This window comes from Pedobacter nototheniae (assembly GCF_004335085.1).
GTDB lineage: Bacteria > Bacteroidota > Bacteroidia > Sphingobacteriales > Sphingobacteriaceae > Pedobacter > Pedobacter nototheniae.
In genome coordinates this window covers 1-16,399 of the sequence record NZ_RQRS01000011.1, presented here as the reverse complement: position 1 = coordinate 16,399, position 16,399 = coordinate 1, and the positions used below count along the sequence as shown (strand labels likewise).

The window sequence follows — 16,399 nt, the reverse complement described above, 5'->3', positions numbered from 1 at the left end:
TCCTAAAACGGCATTTGTTAAGAAGGTTATCATAGATCGGTTTTTAGTTGTTTTTTATTTTTGTTGATTCTATTACAAATATCAGTTTACAGGTACTAAATAGAACAGGGAAGCCATCCCTACATTACCCTTTTTACATACCTAAAAGTCCCCAAATGCAGCTTTAATCTTCTTTTCTCACTCGATCAGATCATTTATTTAAGAAATTGCGTTAATCGTTTTACTAATTGGAATAAAAAAAAGTTTTTTTTTATTTAAAGATTAAATTTAATCGAGGTTAATTCACCCTTCATATCGAACTTAAAAATTCCTTTTCCATCAAGTAATTGTGAGCCATTTTTTAATAGAAAAACCAAAACATACCCATCTTCTACTTTAAAAAAGTTTTTCGGTATTCCTTTCTTTATTACTTTCAAACCAAAAAAATACTGAAATCCATTTGGTTTATCTGCAATATTGTTTTCTGGAATATTATCAAGCTTGGCACCTATCTGAGTTTCGTTTCCAAATTCGTTCTCCAATCGAACCGATTTGTCATTTACTTCCCATGCAAGTAATTGTTTATTAGCAAAAAAGAAAGTGTTATTGTGATAAACGTATTTATTTGCATTTGGATTACTTTTCATCCAATACTCATTAGCGATATGATCTGGGCTTCTAATAACATCTAGTACATTGTTGATACCCGTTCCAATAGCTACCTTTTTATTAGATATTAAAGATTTTAAGAAAATGCTTTTAACTTCTATCCTCGGTCCTACAATTTCCAACCGTTTTTTATAAAACTTATGATCTTTACCTTCTACCGAGATACACAAAAACAATATGGTTACGATACTTACAATGCTTAAGCATTTACGATTTGTGTACATGTTTTGTTTAAATTATATATCTATTAAACAGTAATAAATTAAAAAACCATGCAGACAGTTGTCTTAACATCCCTATTCAGACTTGGAATCTGTCATGCATGATTAAAAATTTTAAATCTTAATAAGATTTATAAAAGCTATATAAATTATTAACAAAGGCGATCAAAGGACTTTTAGAAAGAATAAGCACTTACAAGTTGGGCACATATTTAATCTGCTGCAAAACAACAAAATAACAAGTGCTATTGAATAAAATTATAATCCCTACAAATACCTTTTACAACCTATTTATATCCCTACATGTACTTAAAATCAACATGGGTTATATAATTTTATCAATCTGCGCTGATTTTCTGTTCAAATTAAGTACATACCGAGATTCATTAAATATTGCTTAGATTTATTCCGAAAGATAATTAGCGATCAATTTCCCCTGAATGAAAGAAGGACAAAACATTTTAAAAGTTATTTCTGAGTACCAATTACGTGAAGCTGAACTTAAATTAAATAACAATCAACTCCGCGACTTGAATTTGGCTCTTCAAATGGCGGAAGAAAAAAGTGCTATTCTTAATGCAATTATCAGTTCATCAGGCGATGCAATTATTAGTAAAAATTTGGATGGGATTGTTACCAGTTGGAATCCTTCTGCAGAAAGAATTTTTGGTTATTCGGCTTCAGAAATCATAGGTCAGTCCATTTCCATTCTAATTCCTCAGGATAGATTAAAGGAAGAAGTAAATATTCTGAATAAATTGAAGCAGGGCATTCGCATAGATCTATTTGAAACACAACGATTAACAAAAAATGGCCAGTTGATTGATGTATCCTTAACCATTTCCCCTATTCTGGATCAATTTGGAAATATTACAGGTCTTTCAAAAATCGCCAAAGATTTAACGGTAGAACGTAATGAGGAGCGGATTAGTAATGTGCTCGTTGCTATTATTGATTCTTCTGATGATGCAATTGTGAGTAAAAATCTTGATGGTATTATTACAAGCTGGAATCATTCTGCTGAACGAATTTTTGGTTATTCAGCTCATGAAATTATCGGAAAATCTATCCTTACCATCATTCCTCCGGATCGTTATGAAGAAGAGCCTAAAATTTTAGCTCAACTTAGACAAGGTATTCGCGTTGATCATTTTGAAACCAGACGTTTACGCAAAGATGGTACCTTGGTTGATGTATCATTAACGATCTCTCCTATTAAGGATCATCATAATAATGTGATTGGTTTATCTAAAATTGCCCGGGATATTAGCGATAAAAAGCGTGAAGAACAGCGGAAAAACGAATTTATTGGTTTTGTTAGTCACGAGCTTAAAACTCCACTTACCTCATTAACCTCTTATATACAGGTTGCGCTGCAAAAAGCAGAAAAAATAGGCGATGATTTTACAATCAAAGCATTATCTAGAGCAGAGATTCAGACTCGAAAAATGGCTAAGATGATTACGGATTTCCTTAATGTACCAAGGTTAGAAAACGGAAATATTAAATTGAATATTGCAACTTTTGATGTAGTTGCACTGATTAAGGAAATTATTGTGGATGCACAAGTAATTTCGGTAAAACATGCCATATACTACTCTGGAAATGAACAAGTTTATATAAGTGCTGATAAAGAGAAAATAGGTTTGGTTTTGAATAACCTATTAAGTAATGCTCAAAAATATTCGCCAAAGGGTGGCGACATTACCATATTTTGTAAAGAGGAAGCTAATCTTTGCAAAATAAGTATCCAGGATAAAGGCATTGGTATTGCCAAGGATGAACAGCAGCGACTTTTTGAAAAATTTTATAGAGTTAGTAACGATAAAACGCAACAAATAAGTGGCTTTGGTATTGGGCTTTATTTGGTAAATACCATTCTAAATCTCCACGGATCGCAGATATTAGTTGATAGTGTTGAGGAAGAAGGCTCTACTTTCTCTTTCGAATTAAATTCTATTTTATAAATCTTCCTGTACTTTCATGGCTTTTTAGCATCTTTTTAATCGTATTGATTTCGTTTCCATCCCTTTTTTGAGCTCAAAGAGGGGCTCAAATTCCTATGAGTATTTAATATTCAGTTAATATGTGTATCGTTTCTGAATTTTAATTTTGATGCGATAATTTATGGGCGAAAATAATATTGCTGGATTTAACGACATTAAAGAGAATAAGTTTGATGAAAAAGCATTCGAAGATCTTTATCGCCGTATGTATCCTACGTTAAAAAAGTACGCTCTATACCTTGTTAGGGATAATGAAGATGCTCAACTTATTTTAAATGATGTATTTATATCCATCTGGAAAAACGGCACTATCCTCACAAATGAAAAAGCCTACCTATTCCGTGCCATAAAAAATGCTGCGACGAATTATCATAAAGCGCCAAAAGCAAATTTTTGGCATATTGATAGCGAAGAAGAAGCTCCGGAAATTATCGATCTTAAAGAAACACCATCACAAGCTTTCCAAAATAAAGATAGAAACCGCATACTTTATGCGCTTATTGACCAAATGCCCGAACGGCGACGGCTTATTTTCTATATGTACAGAATCGATGGCTTTAGCTATAAAGAAATTGCAGTTTTATTGGATATTTCAGTACGTACGGTTGAGGACCATCTGGTAAAAGGTTTTCAGTTTCTTCAACAAAAAGTATTAAAAAACAAATCCGAATTTAGGTAAACCATCTCTTAATGATTTATTAACGTAAAGTTAACGGCTTTCGACCCGTAGTACTTCCTCTATTCTTGTCTTGTAAGTATAAAAGCAAGTGAATGGATCAGGAAATCTGGAAATTGGTAATTGAATATTTAGCGGTAAAGGAAAATGCTCAAAGCAGTAAAGCCGAAATAGAATTGCTTGAACAAAGGCTTAGTGATTGGGCAGGCAACAATCCCGACCGTAAAGAACAGTTGGAAGAGGCAATATCGCTATGGCAGGATACTGCGCAAATGCCAGTTGATGAATCCTGGAAAGAGAGTTTTCAAGATATTAAAAAACAGATTGAACTTGCTCCGAGCAAAAAACTTAAAGTATTAAAATGGTGGCCTGCAGTAGCAGCAGCAATTATTGGTGCACTCATATTTTTTGTTACTGGAGATAAAAAGCCCTTAAAAATTACTCAAAACCCCATAGTTTGGATAACTAAAACAGCAAATTTTGGTAAGATTATTAATGTAATTCTTCCTGATAGTTCTGAGATATGGCTAAATTCTGGAAGTAGCATCAGCTTTCCGCAAAACCTTAAACACGCTGACATCAGAACCGTTAAACTAAATGGCGAAGCTTTCTTTAAAGTAAAAAGAGATCCGGCTCATCCATTTATAGTAAAAAGTCAGAATATACAGACCAGAGTTCTTGGAACCAGTTTCAATATCAAAGCCTGGAAAGGTTACAAGCCCGAAGTAACTGTTCTTACTGGAAAAGTAGCAGTATCAAGAGATTCTGCAGGGATACAATCTGCTGCGATTCATCTTCTACCTAATCAAAAAGCCGTTTACGATATAAAATCTAATCGGTTGATTTCTGAAAACATTGAGGATGCCAAGGCGGTAACTAACTGGACAAAAGGAAAGATGAATTTTGATAAAACACCAATGGAAGAGGTATTTCAAATAATATCACGCAGATATGCTGTTAAAATCGTTACAGATCATTCTTTCAAAAACTGTGAGCTTACAGCAAAATTCGACAATGTGGAGATAAACGAGGTAATGAAGACCATCGGGCTCACATTTGATATCCATTACACCATAAACAAACAAATTATTTATATAGAAGGAGGTAAATGTAACTAAACAACGAGTAAAAGATAGCTGCAGCATGTTGGCGCATGCCGCAGCTAAGAAATTTTAAATTTTATTTTAACCCATCAAGATTAAAACATACAAAGTTATGAAAAAGTCAGCAGTGACTAGTCAATTAATTTTTAGCGCAATGCGTTTTTTCACCCTTATTTACATCATGCTCTCGGTAACGCTCTTTGTTGGGCAGGCATCACCTGTAAAAGCACAACAGCTAAATACCAAAGTAAGTATCAATTTAAAGCGAGGAAGCTTAACGGATTTTTTTAAAACCATAGAAAAGAAAACTGGTCTGAATTTCGTTTACTCCAACAAAAACACCATTGAACAACAACATATTATCGATTTAAAAGCAGATAATGAAACGGTGAGCAGCCTTTTAAATAGGGTTTTAACACCAATGCAACTAACCTATCTGATAGAAAAAAATCAGATCATCATTAAAAAGTCGGTTCGTATTACCGGAAGGGTAACCGACGAGAAAGGATTACCACTTCCTGGAGTAAACGTAGTGGAAAAAGGCAGCAGCAATTCTACCACCACCAAGCTTAATGGAGATTTTAGTCTCAGTGTTCTCGATAAATCGGCTACATTGGTTTTCAGAATGATTGGCTATCAAACAAAGGAAATTGTACTTCAAAACCAAACGGAGCTAAATGTTATTCTCAAACCTGATGAAACTGCGCTTTCTGATGTAGTTGTTACCGCACTTGGAATTAAACGTGCAGAAAAAGCATTGGGTTATTCTATTGCTACGGTAAAAGGAAGTGATGTGAATACGGTAAAAGAAGTAAATGTAGTAAACTCTCTTGCCGGAAAAGTAGCAGGAGTAAATGTTGTGAGTGCAGGTTCTGATCCTGGTTCAACATCTTTTATCACTATAAGAGGGCAATCATCTATAGCTACAGATAACCAACCTTTATTTGTAGTTGATGGTGTTCCGGTAGCACATTCTCTTCGTGCAACATCTGAAGTTGGCCGTTCATCAGTGGATTATGGAAGCCCGATAGCAGATATCAGTCCTGATGATGTAGAAAGTATTACCATATTAAAAGGTGCTAGTGCAGCTGCATTATACGGTAGCAGAGCTGGAAGCGGTGTGGTTTTGATTACAACCAAAAGTGGCTTGGCAAATAAAAAAGGACTAGGTATAAACTTTAATTCAAATGCCATGTACGATCAGGCATGGATGTTTCCACATTTTCAGCATACTTTTGGAGGTGGAGAATATACTGACGATCCTGCATCATCTACTAGCTCCGCATGGGGGCCTAGACTTGATGTGGGTACAAAACACCTGCAATGGAATAGTCCTTTGGATGCCAATGGTAAACCAATTGCCACCGATTGGGTTTCATATCCTAATAATCCACAGGATTTTTATGAAACTGGTTCTACCTATACCAACAACCTTTCTATAAGTGGAAAAAATGCTGATGGTAATTACCGTTTATCATACACCAATCTATCCAATAAAGGAATTGTGCCAAACACAGATCTTAAAAGGAATACGCTTAATCTTTCTGCAACGTACATATTGCATCCTAAACTAAAGATTAGCACCAATATTGGCTATGTAAATAATAAAAGTGATAACAGGCCATCGGCTTACCGAGAAAGTGTTACACAAATGTTGTATTCGTTACCACCGAATATGAATATCAATGACCTAAAAAACTACTGGAAACCGGGAAGGGAAAACATCGAACAGTTTTCTGCAGACGATTCTGACAATCCTTATTTTGTAGCTTACCAACATACAAATGGTTATGATAGGAACCGCTTAACAGGAAACATACAGGCTGTTTATGATATTACCAAAAATTTAAGTTTAATGGTACGTACTGGTCTTGATATGTATAATGAAGAACATGAAACCAAGCGTCCTTTTAGTTCAAAACGTTTCAAATTTGGTGGCTATAGTGTAGATAATTCCTTTTTTAAAGAGCAGAACACAGATTTTTTACTGAGTTATAAAAAACTATTAAATCAGGATTGGTTGCTGAGTCTTTCTGCCGGAGGTAATCAAATGAGCCAAACCAATAGAAGTACTGCGCAGAAAACGGAAAGTCTGAGTATTCCGGGTGTATATAACATTGCAAACGCACAGGCCGGAACTATTGTAAATTCTCAATACAACTCTCGCAAGCATATAAATAGTTTGTATGGCTTGGGCCAGGTATCATTCAGGGATATGATTTTCCTTGATGTAACAGGCAGAAATGATTGGTCGAGCACACTGCCGGCACAAAACAATTCATATTTCTACCCCTCTGCATCGTTAAGTACTATTGTGACTGATATTTTTAAAATTAAATCAGATGTGCTTTCTTTTGCTAAACTTAGAGCCAATTGGGCTCAGGTAGGTAGTGATACTGATCCTTATCAGTTATATAATACCATCCCATTTAACCAAGATTGGGGAGATGTAAAAAGGGCGACTATTGAATTTAACCTTAAAAACAATTTCCTGAAACCCGAAATTGCCACTTCATACGAATTTGGTGGAGACCTCCGTTTTTTCAAAAGTCGTATAGGAATTGATGTAACCTGGTACAAAACAAATAAAAGAAATCAGATCATCAATATTCCAACCACAATTGCTTCAGGTTCATCCAACAGATTAATAAATGCTGGGAATATTCAGAACAGTGGATGGGAAATTGGTTTAAATGCAGTTCCTTTTGATGGAGCCTTTAAATGGGAAACTAATGTAAACTTTACCAAAAATGAAAATAAGGTAATTGAGTTATCAGAAGGTTTGAAAGAATACTCAATGGGCAGTGCAGATGGTGATAATATCCGTTATTTAATTAAGGAAGGAACAAAAATTGGCGATTTTTATACACCAAGCTATACCAAAGTAACCAGCGGACCAAATGCCGGGGCAGCTTTATTGGATAAAACAGGGCATTACATTCGCAACAATACAGAATACATTAAAGTAGGAAACTATAATCCTGATTTTACAGTGGGGTTTAATAATACCTTCAGTTATAAAAACTTTACCTTAAATGTACTTTTAGACTGGCGTAAAGGCGGTAATTTTTATTCATATGTAGTTAAAAGTTTAATTAATGCGGGTTTAACGGATAACACACTTGTGGGCAGAGATGCAGAAACGGGCGGTTTGCCATGGACAGATTCGCAAGGCAGAAAAAGGAACGACGGAATGATTATTCCAGGTTATATTGCTGATGGAAACGGTAATTTAACTCAGAATACTGTGATTATTGCGGCATCTGATTTTTACAATAACACATATAACAAGTATTACGAGAGATTAACCTATTCAGCTTCATTCCTGAAAATAAGAGAGGCATCTTTAACTTATGTGTTTGACAAAAAGCTAACGAGTAAACTACCAATCAGTAACCTTTCCTTATCACTTATCGGAAGAAATTTATATACATGGACCGCCAACGGGCTTGGCTATGATCCAGAAACAACCATGAGCGTAACTGAAGGCTTTAAGCTTGGCGTAGGTCATTGGACACTACCGGGTACACGCTCATTCGGTTTTAAACTAAGTTGTAACTTTTAACCTGTACAAAAATGAAATTTAAATATACAACACTCCTATTCGTGCTTATTGCAATGATGGTAAGCTGTACCAAAGATTTTGAAGAAATAAATACGAACCCAAATGCACCAGAAACTACAAATACTGAGTTTTTAATGTCGGATATATTGATTTCTACAGCATACGCCTATCAAGAAAATGCAGTTGGCAGAAGGCCAGCCTCTGCGGCACGTTACCTTACGTTAGTTCGTAATACAGGTTACGATCTACTCGATTGGGGACCAGTTGATTGGGACGATATATATGCCAGATTAGCTGTGAACAAAACTTTTATGGAAACGGCACAAAAACGTTCGGAGAACCAATACGTTGCCATCAGCAAAATTATGAAAGCTTTCAACTTTGCTTATCTAACCGATTTGTACGGCGATATTCCATATTCTCAAGCGCTTAAATCTAAAGAAGCCAACCTAATTTACCCTGAATACGACCAACAACAGGCCATTTATCCAGATCTTTTGAAAGAACTTAGGGAAGCCAATGACATGTTAAAAGGCAATACACAGGAAATAAATGCCAAAGGCGATGTGATGTTTAAAGGTAAAGCATTAGCTTGGCGAAAGTTTGCCAATTCGCTACGCTTGAGGATGTTGTTGCGTATCTCTAAAAATTATGCATCAGCCTTTACCGAAATGCAGGAAATTGTGAACGATAAAACTGCTTTTCCAATTTTTGAGAGTAGCGCAGATAATGCAGAAATGGCTTATTTAGGGAATATTGCTGCATATAGCTGGCCTGATGGCCCCTTGGCTATGATCGATTTTGATTATCAAAAAACAAAAGTAAGTAAAGAGCTTGTTGATAGACTTATTCAAAGGAACGACCCAAGGCTTGCGATTTGGGTAGAACCTGTAAAAAGTACTGTTGGCTCTACCGTTGATCTAAATCGATATGTTGGTGTTCCCAATGCCATTGATGCACCTTCGGCATATAACGGTGGCGAGGATCATGTTTCGGTTTTCTCTTCTACTTTCTTCAGAAAAAACGGCGGCACCTCAAATCCATTGTTAAAGGCTAGTTTGGTAACCTATACAGAACAGTGCTTTATTTTAGCGGAGGCAGCACAAAGAGGCAAACTTACCGTAAGTGGTGAAACTGCAGAATCGTTGTACTATAAGGCTATCAAAGAATCGATGAACAGCTATGCTGTAACTGCTCCACAAAATTATTATGACCAGCAATTGGTTAAATATGATGGTACCCTTGAACAATTAATCACTCAAAAATGGCTGGCTATGTTATTTAAAGGCTCAGAAGGATGGTTTGATCAGCGCCGAACTGGTTATCCTGCTTTTGTTACCGGACCACTTGCCGCCGGAAGAGGAATCCCTAAACGATATACCTATCCAGATTCAGAAAGTGCAAAGAACCGAGTTAACTATCAAAAAGCAGTTTCTGTTTTTGGTGCAGATAATCAGAATACCTTAATGTGGTATCTGAAATAAATTAAATCCCTTAATTATTATAAAATGAAATTATATATCAAAGCTCTTCTTCTTTTTACACTCTCTATTTTAGCTATTAGGAATAAAACCTACGCCCAAGATTTTAAACCTGGGCATTTACCCGACCGCGTAATTTTAACCTGGGCTGGAGATCCTGCCACAAGTCAAACCGTTAACTGGCGTACAGATACTACGATTAAGGCTTCTAAAGCACAGATCAAAGCTGAAGATTCCAATCCGGCACTCGAGCAATCAATTACAAACTACGATGCAACTTCTACCCTGCTAGGAAGTGGAAACAATTATGAAATTGCAAAATACCACCACGTTACCTTTACTAACCTTAAACCGGCAACAGTTTATTCTTATCGTGTGGGAGCTGGAGAGCATTGGAGTGAATGGTTTCAATTTACAACGGCATCAGTTAAAAACACGCCATTTTCTTTCATTTACCTTGGCGATGCTCAAAATGATATTCGTTCAAAGTGGTCTCGTGTTATTAGAAAAGCATTTTCACACCAACCAGATGCAAGGTTTATTATCCATACTGGCGACTTAATAAACCGTTCAAATAATGATCAGGAATGGGGTGAATGGCATTATGGAGGTGGTTTTATCAATGGCATGATACCAAGCATACCAACACCAGGAAATCATGAATATGTTCGGGATGATAAAAGAAAGCTTGTACTAGATCCGCATTGGGGGGTACAATATACTTTTGCAGGCAATGGTCCAAAGGGATTGGAAGAATCCGTTTACTATGTTGATTATCAAGATGTACGCATTATTTCTTTAGATTCTCAAATGATTATTTTAGATGAAGCATCAGCCAAGGCTGAATATGAATGGCTCGAAAAAGTGCTAAAGGAAAATACGAAGCTATGGACGGTGATTACCTTTCACCACCCGATTTTTTCTACAGCAAAAAGTAGAGATAATAAGGAATTTAGAGAGCGTTTTAAACCTTTATTCGACAAATATCATATCGATTTAGTTTTGCAAGGACATGACCACACTTATAGCCGTGGGCAAAACCTGGCGAGAGGAATATCAGGAAGGGAAGTAAGTGGACCGGTTTATCTGGTTTCGGTTGCCGGCCCTAAAATGTACAAAGTAGATGGATCTAAATGGATGGATGTATCTTTAGAGAATACCCAACTTTTTCAGGTAATCCACGTAGATGGTTCAAATCTTAAATTTGAAGCCTATAAAACTTCGGGAGAACTGTTTGATGCTTTTTCATTAAATAAGAAAAGCCGTGACCGTGCTGCAGAATTTACAGATATGAATCCTGCTCAAAAGCCCTAATCATGAAATTAAAAATAAAACTTATTTTACTGACCATCCTATTAAATGCGCTATGTATAACGGTCTTTTCTCAACAGACGATCAGACCATTACCAAAATCAAAAAATACGTTTATTGTTATTTCACATCGAGGTAGCCACTTAATAAAACCCGAAAACACAATAGCCTCCATCGAGGAGGCTATTGCTATTGGTGCTGATTACGTGGAACTGGATTTACGTACCACAAAAGATGGAAAGTTAGTGCTTTTACATAATGACCGGGTAGATCAGGTGAGCAATGGCAAAGGGCTAATAAAAGAAATGAACTTTGAAGAGGTTAAGAAGCTAATACTTGCAGGAAAAGATGGTAGTTTGCATCAAATTGCCAGTTTTGAAGACGCACTAAAAGTTTGCAAAGGAAAAATTAATATCTATTTGGATTTTAAAGCTGCTAACGTTGAAGAAACCTATAAAGCGCTTAAAAAATTGGGAATGGAAAATCAGGTATTGGTTTATGTTGGAGGAAGTAACGACTATACTTCCTGGCGCAATGTAGCTCCCAAAATTCCATTAATGTCTCGTTTGGATAAATCAATTACTACAAAGGAAGATTTATTAGTGGCGCTTGCAAAAACACCTTTAGAGGCTATCGACAATATTCCGAACGAAAACTTAACACCAATTTTAAAAACACTGGGAATCAGTATTTTTCTGGATGTTCAAAAAGCCAACGAAACTGCTGAAGATTGGAATAAAGCAATAAAACATGGGGTACAAGGATTACAGACCGATCACCCGGAAGCACTAATAGAATACCTTAAAGTGAATAAGATAAGGACTGCCTTATGATAAAGTTGATGAAAGTTAAATCATCTCAAATTCAAAGGTTTTAAAATTAAATGAGCCACAACGCATGTTGTGGCTCATTTAATAACCAATAAATAATTTTAAAGCACTATCATCAAAGTTTGTTTCTCTGTATAAATCTTTTGGTAAAATCTATATAGTCCTGAGATTTAAGTAGGAATTGCTTGTTATCCGTTAAATCGATCATTACAATTCCGGGTATCAATGCGATCCTGTGTGAAACCTGATTAATTATTATTTTAATATAATAACAAGGTCCAACCTTTTGCTGCGAATGTTTTCTTGCTTTTACATTACTTAAAATCATTTGTAAGGTGTCGATATCTTCTTGTTTAAGTTTTATTTTCCCTACAGATTTCATTGAATCAATTGCAATACTATTATACTTTATCGCTGAAGTGGAACCACCCCCACGAAAGTTTGTATAAACTATACCAGATTCTATTTGGATATCTTTATGTTCCTGAGATTTTACTGATAAAACGGTTAATGTGAATACAAATAAGACCAGCGTTTTTTTAAAGTTTATCTTCATAAAATTCTGTTATAGTTTGAAGTTATTTTTTACTCAGCATAATCGAATATCGTATATTTATTGCCATTGTTATAATCTATTTTCTAATATGTGCACTGGCTTACAAAGCTCGTTTTAGAGCAACCAAGATTAAATTAGACTAATCAGCCATGATGAAATTGATTATGAATCGTTTGAGATATTAGTTTTTAATTGCTCCTATTTTGTTCGTCTATTGATCCTGAAGTTCTTCTGCGGATTTTCACCAGGCTGTTACCAAAGTTATAAGTAAAATTTACCCTCAAATTCCGGCTATCATACTTACTATAAACATTGTAATCCACATTCCCGTACCTTGTTTCGCTTCGGGTAACACTACCATAATAAATATCATTAAGGCTTAAACTTACGCTGGCTTTGCCTTTCATTATGTTTTTCCCTGCACCGAGGTTGAGATACGAAAAAGGCAAATTAATCTGGTTGCCATAAGTTACCCGCGTCTGTCCATAAAGAAAAGCAGTAATCCACCAGCTATTTTTTAAACTAAAACGGTTATCAAGTGAGTAGGTAAAAGACGTTTGTGCGATGGAAACCAACTCATTTTGATAATTAAAACGGTAACGGCTTTTGGAAACCCCTATCGATAGACCAATATCCCATAGTTTAAACAACTTATTATAGTAAGCCATATTTGCACCATAATTCTGATTTTCAGAAAGATTTGCCTTGGTATTTACCGTTACCTTGCTTTGGTCGTTTACGCTACTTAAATCGGTAATTACATCCTGTGCGTTACGGTAGGTAAGCGAAAAAGTATATTTCCCCTTAAAACTATAGCCTAAACGAAAATTATCTGTAAAGGATGGCAAAAGGTAAGGATTTCCCTGGGTGATAGAATAAGCACTCCTTACAATACTAAATGGATTAAGATAGCTGTAATTTGGTCGCCCAATTCGGCGGGAATAGGAACCTGAAATCGAATGGCTTTTTATCTTATAACCTAGTGCCACATTTGGAAAAAGATTCAGATAATCTCTTTTAATGGTACTATCAATGGTTGGCGAATAACTATGTGTAAAGGTATATTCTGCTCTAATCCCGGGTTGCAAAATTAATTTTCCAAGCTCAATCTTCATATTAGCGTATCCTGCAGCTACGGTTTCCTTATAATTAAAATCGTTACTTCCATTGTCGAAACTATTACCAATATCATTCTTACGGATAGAATTAAACCCGTTTTCTATACCTACATGACTAATTTTAATACCCGTTTCTAAAGTCGTTTTGCTCAACTTTTGGGTATAATCAGTTTTAAAGCTAATAATATTGGTCAGCGTGTTTCCATCCTGCAGTAAACTATAAGGCTGCCCAATAATTGCTCCGCCTGCGCTTAAAAGTTTCATGGCTAGAAAATTATTATCCTGATAATCAAAACGTCCTAAATCGGCATCCATAGTAATTTCCTGTTGTCTTGCCGAATCAAGTGTTAGCTTATAGTTTAGATTAATATTGATGCCTTTGCTCAGGCGGTTGCTCAGGTTGGCCGATTTTCGGGTAGAATCGCTTTGCGCTAAAGCTGAAAACAATTGCGTACTGGTTTCCCGCGTTGGGTCGCTGGCGTTATAGTAGCTTGTTAAAAGCACTCCAAAAATGCTTTTTTTATTGAAGTAATGATCGTATCCAAGTCTTAAATTCTGACTCGTGTATGGGCTATTATAAATGGCCGAATCGAGCAAACGCTGGCCAATATCCCTAATACGGGTATTGGTTTCAATTTCCTGATATTGCTTTCCACCACTTATGCTATATGAAAGGTAAAAATAATCATTCAGCTTACGGTAATTTAGTGATAACGCAGCGTTATTACCCGTTAAATATTTCCAACCGTGCCCTCCAGTAAGGCTTATACTACCATCATAACCAGGCTTAATACGTTTAAGGGTTTTAATATTTAGTATTCCACCCTCCCCCTGTGCATCGTGTTTTGCTGATGGATTATAAAGTGCTTCAACCCTAGAAATATTGCGGGTGCTTGTGGAATTCAGCAGATTTACCAAATCATTGCCACTCAACCGTGTTGGCTTATCATCTATTGTAATGGTAACTCCCTTTCCTTCAAAACGAATATCATTCCCATTTAAAATTGTTAACCCTGGAATTCTACGAATCACATCCATTGCATTTATCCCCGCCTTTGCATCGCCATCTACATTTACAACCGTACGATCAAACTGGAGTTCTACAAGCGGCTTCGCTCCTTTTATCATAATTTCATTCAGGTTATTTTCATCCTGTTTTAGCACAATAGTCAATAATGATCCAGCCTCGGCATTAGTACCAAAATTTAAATATCCTAGGTGGCTCACCACTATCCGATCTTTTGGCATCACTGCAATGCTAAATTTTCCGTTACCGTCGGTAGTTGTACTAGCATATGGTTTTGTTTCAGCATTACGATAAGCCTGAATACTGGCGTTAACAATGGCTAACTGCGATACGTTGGTAACGGTTCCGTTGATCGTTTTTAACTGCGCAAAAAGCTGAAAAGAAAGAGTGAGTAGAATAAGCGTTAATAGAGTTTTTTTCATTTTAAGGATTTATGGAGTTGATGGTTAATTCAAAGAGTGGATTAGATTTCCATTCTAATTTTCCAGAAAACGACGTAAGAAAATAAACAACGTTGCACCACTTTAATTATTTGAGCTTACTAAAACTTTTTGGTGTTAAGCCCTACTAATAATTTGAAGTCTTATTGAACAAACTCTGATTCACTCAAGCTCAAATAGACATTATTAGTAATCGATTGTCCGCATTGCGAATTTGAAGGTAGGTTTAGAACACTTTCGATACCGCCGACGTTTAAAGATCAGTGTACAGAAAGCCAATAAAAAAAGGGTTCCTCGATTTGAGGAACCCTTTTCAGATTCGGAGATACTCCTGAAGTACCCTGGAAGGGATTCGAACCCCTGACCCACGGTTTAGAAAACCGTTGCTCTATCCAACTGAGCTACCAAGGCTCTTTTTTAAAGAGATGCAAATATAGAAGTTCTGTTGAATATGAGAAAATATTTTTAACACATTTTATCATTTATTTTGCAAATACGCCTATATCAATACTTTCCGTTTTCATTATTTTTCATTTTATTGGATATTTTAAAAAATCGACACAAAAACAACCTAAATTCTCTTTTATAAACTGCTTAATTTTAAATAGGCTTCGTATGTTTACGTTAATAAATTTAAAAACTTATAACTATGAGTACCTCAGAAAAAACAATGATTACTGTAGAAAGTACCGTTAATGCTCCTGTAGAAAAGGTTTGGAACTATTGGAATGCTCCTGAGCATATTACAAAATGGTGCAGCGCATCAGAAGATTGGCATGCTCCTAAAGCAGAAAACGACCTAAGGGTTGGCGGAAAATTTGAAACGCGTATGGAAGCTAAAGATGGTAGTTTCGGTTTTGAGTTTGGGGGCACTTATGATGAGATTGAAACTAATAAATTAATTGCCTATACCATGGGCGATGGTAGAACCGTGAAAATAATTTTCGAGCAAAATGGTGAAAGTACAAGAGTGATAGAATCTTTTGAGGCTGAAACCACTAATAGTATAGAAATGCAACAGGGCGGTTGGCAGGCCATACTAAATAATTTTAAGAAATATACAGAAGCTAATTAATTGCGATTGTTGCAGTTTTTTTTCATTAAACCTGATATAAATGGAAAGCCCACAGCGCAGCGAGGACTTGCAATGTTAGCAGGAACAATCTTTTAAAAGAGTTACAAGCATTGCTTTCAAAAAATAGAGTACGGAGAAATATTAGGAAATGAACGACTTGTAGCAATTAGTAAGCTTCAGTCCCGCTCTCGTTTCTGCCCGATGAAATATCGTGGCATCCACTCACATCCCTTAGGTTTGAGAAAGATTATCAAAGATTTAAATTTGATAAAGAAAACCTTAAAAGCAGAGGTGAACTATGTTCATATCCAGATTTAAGATCTAAAACCTGTAACAGACCTC

At 35.8% G+C, this 16,399-nt stretch carries 11 protein-coding genes and 1 tRNA gene; 8 read left to right on the top strand and 4 right to left on the bottom strand.

Annotated elements, in window-relative coordinates:
- Window positions 1-254: 254 nt before the first annotated feature.
- Window positions 255-872: a hypothetical protein gene (locus tag EHC72_RS11030; RefSeq protein WP_131537752.1), complete on the bottom strand. Its 618-nt coding sequence runs from the start codon at window positions 870-872 to the stop codon at window positions 255-257.
- Window positions 873-1,309: 437 nt separating this feature from the next.
- Here EHC72_RS11030 and EHC72_RS11025 point away from each other — a divergent pair, with 437 nt between their 5' ends.
- The 7 genes from EHC72_RS11025 (at window position 1,310) to EHC72_RS10995 (ending at window position 11,844) form a co-directional block, all read left to right on the top strand.
- On the top strand, window positions 1,310-2,836 hold the full coding sequence (locus EHC72_RS11025) for a PAS domain S-box protein (RefSeq protein WP_131537751.1): 1,527 nt from the start codon (window positions 1,310-1,312) through the stop codon (window positions 2,834-2,836).
- A 160-nt stretch (window positions 2,837-2,996) separates the two neighbouring features.
- Complete coding sequence (locus EHC72_RS11020) at window positions 2,997-3,554, top strand: RNA polymerase sigma-70 factor (RefSeq protein ID WP_131537750.1); 558 nt, start codon at window positions 2,997-2,999, stop codon at window positions 3,552-3,554.
- Between the two features lie 92 nt (window positions 3,555-3,646).
- Window positions 3,647-4,669: a FecR family protein gene (locus tag EHC72_RS11015; RefSeq protein WP_131537749.1), complete on the top strand. Its 1,023-nt coding sequence runs from the start codon at window positions 3,647-3,649 to the stop codon at window positions 4,667-4,669.
- A gap of 97 nt (window positions 4,670-4,766) precedes the next feature.
- Entirely contained in the window at window positions 4,767-8,219 is a 3,453-nt protein-coding gene (locus tag EHC72_RS11010) for a SusC/RagA family TonB-linked outer membrane protein (RefSeq protein ID WP_131537748.1), read from the top strand.
- Window positions 8,220-8,230: 11 nt separating this feature from the next.
- Window positions 8,231-9,703, top strand: a complete 1,473-nt coding sequence (locus EHC72_RS11005; RefSeq protein WP_131537747.1) for a SusD/RagB family nutrient-binding outer membrane lipoprotein — start codon at window positions 8,231-8,233, stop codon at window positions 9,701-9,703.
- Between the two features lie 24 nt (window positions 9,704-9,727).
- On the top strand, window positions 9,728-11,014 hold the full coding sequence (locus EHC72_RS11000) for a purple acid phosphatase family protein (protein WP_131537746.1): 1,287 nt from the start codon (window positions 9,728-9,730) through the stop codon (window positions 11,012-11,014).
- Window positions 11,015-11,016: 2 nt separating this feature from the next.
- Window positions 11,017-11,844: a glycerophosphodiester phosphodiesterase family protein gene (locus EHC72_RS10995; protein WP_131537745.1), complete on the top strand. Its 828-nt coding sequence runs from the start codon at window positions 11,017-11,019 to the stop codon at window positions 11,842-11,844.
- A gap of 112 nt (window positions 11,845-11,956) precedes the next feature.
- Here EHC72_RS10995 and EHC72_RS10990 read toward each other — a convergent pair whose 3' ends face one another.
- The 3 genes from EHC72_RS10990 to EHC72_RS10980 all read right to left on the bottom strand — a co-directional run bounded on the left by EHC72_RS10990 (window position 11,957) and on the right by EHC72_RS10980 (window position 15,393).
- Window positions 11,957-12,397: a hypothetical protein gene (locus EHC72_RS10990; protein ID WP_131537744.1), complete on the bottom strand. Its 441-nt coding sequence runs from the start codon at window positions 12,395-12,397 to the stop codon at window positions 11,957-11,959.
- Between the two features lie 188 nt (window positions 12,398-12,585).
- Window positions 12,586-14,964: a TonB-dependent receptor gene (locus EHC72_RS10985; RefSeq protein ID WP_131537743.1), complete on the bottom strand. Its 2,379-nt coding sequence runs from the start codon at window positions 14,962-14,964 to the stop codon at window positions 12,586-12,588.
- 355 nt (window positions 14,965-15,319) lie between these two features.
- A tRNA-Arg gene (locus EHC72_RS10980) sits at window positions 15,320-15,393 on the bottom strand.
- A 238-nt stretch (window positions 15,394-15,631) separates the two neighbouring features.
- On the opposite strand from EHC72_RS10980, the gene EHC72_RS10975 reads away from it, so the two are divergent.
- Window positions 15,632-16,057: an SRPBCC family protein gene (locus tag EHC72_RS10975; protein WP_131537742.1), complete on the top strand. Its 426-nt coding sequence runs from the start codon at window positions 15,632-15,634 to the stop codon at window positions 16,055-16,057.
- The last annotated feature ends 342 nt before the right edge of the window (window positions 16,058-16,399 follow it).